Origin of the sequence: Rhodococcus jostii NBRC 16295, from assembly GCF_001894825.1 — a bacterium.
GTDB classification, from domain to species: domain Bacteria; phylum Actinomycetota; class Actinomycetes; order Mycobacteriales; family Mycobacteriaceae; genus Rhodococcus_F; species Rhodococcus_F jostii.
Genome location: NZ_BCWY01000221.1, coordinates 1 through 1,668, shown reverse-complemented (window position 1 = coordinate 1,668; position 1,668 = coordinate 1). Strand labels below are relative to the sequence as shown.

Below are 1,668 nucleotides of genomic sequence, written 5' to 3'. Positions count from 1 at the left end.
CAGCGGTGGCAGGTCGGGTTTCGTAGTCGCGCATGCAGTTACGGTGCTTGTTGTTCGTCGCCGACGAGATGTCGCATGACGCCGCGTGGTGTTGCGTCCCGGCTCGTCAGGACCTGTCGTCGGCGCTGGTCAGCGTGTCGATCGCCGCGATCCGGGCGCGATCACGCTCGGGATTGACGGTCAGCGCCATCACCACGGCGCCGATGATTGCCACGACACCGAAGATCTGGAAAGCCGTCGTGTACCCCTCGGCCGGCGTAGTCGCCGTATCGACGAGGTGACCGGTGAGCCACGGCGCGAGGATGCCCGAGGTCGAGAACAGTGCGGTGAAGACGCCCAGAGTGGATGCGACCTGACGTTCCGGGCTGATGTGCGCCACCGCGACATTCATCAGCGGGTAGCTGGCCACCCCGGCTCCGTATCCCGCGACCACGAGGACCACGGCCAGCCACGCACTGTGTACCAAGGGGATGGAGGCCAGCATGACGCCACAGACGAACAACGACACCACCGACACCATTCCGCGCGAGATCCGCACGCTCATGCCCCTGCCGGCGAGCCGATCGGTAATGAAGGACACCAACAACATCGACGCCATCCCGGTCACGCTCGGCAGTGCGAAGAGCAGACCCGAGTCGACCCGGCTGAAGCCCAGCCCCTGCTCGAAGTAGGAAGGCAGCCAGGTGAGTATCACCGCGACCATGCCGTAGATGGCGAACATGCCGAGTACCCCACCCCAGAAGGTCGGCAATGCGGCGATCCGCAGGAAACTCACCCGTTCCACCTTGCCGGTGGTACCGGACTTGGCTACCGCGCGCGCACTGCTCACCGAATACGGCCCGTCCTTGCCGACAACCAGCCACACGGCAGCCCACACCAGGCCGACGATCATCAGGGCCCAGAATGCGGCCTTCCATCCATATGCTGCGACGATCACCGTGAGCACCGGCGCCATCAATATCTTCGACAGCGACGTACCGGAGCTGACCACCGCGGAGGGAAGTCCGCGCTTGCTCTTGGGAAACCATCCGAACACCGCGACGTTGTTCAACGCACTCGCGGGGCCTTCCGCGGCGCCGAGCAGCACGCGGCTGATGATCAGCGCGGTGAACGTGCCCACCAGCAGTACCGGAATCTGAACCAGCGACCACAGCAGCGCCAGAGCCAGCAGTACCCAGACGATGCGCACACGGTCGGCGATGAAGCCGCCGACCAGCCCGGTGATCACGAACAGGACGTAGAAGGCACTGCCCAGGAGTCCGATGTCCGCGTTCGACAGGCCCAGATCCTCGGACAGCGGCCGGGCGACGATCCCGAGTACCGCCTTGTCTGCGAAGTTGATCGTTTGCAGAATCATCACGAGGAACGTGATGCTCCATGCGGTGCGGGCAGTGGGAGCGCTCACCGCCGGGGCGACCCTCTTGCCGCCGCCGGCGGGGTCGTCTGCCCGTTCGGTGTCGCCCGGGAGTGCCATGAACACATCCTCTCCCTTCCTCGTCGTGATGCAAGCAGTCGTCCTCGGCACCTTCCGCGACCGTCCCGTGAGTGCAGATCCGCTCTGCGCTGCCGTCGCGCCCACTGTGGAGCGATCGATTTCCTGCATTGTTGCTCCAATCAGTGCGCACTGCGTCTGGACGTGCGCGATACGGTCGCGGCCTGGTCGTGGGT

1 protein-coding gene is annotated in these 1,668 nt (G+C 65.0%); it reads right to left on the bottom strand.

Features of this window, described 5'->3' with window-relative positions:
* Positions 1 to 106: 106 nt before the first annotated feature.
* Positions 107 to 1,474, bottom strand: coding sequence for an MFS transporter (locus RJ1_RS44840; protein WP_240319834.1), 1,368 nt, complete (start codon positions 1,472 to 1,474; stop codon positions 107 to 109).
* Positions 1,475 to 1,668 lie beyond the last annotated feature (194 nt).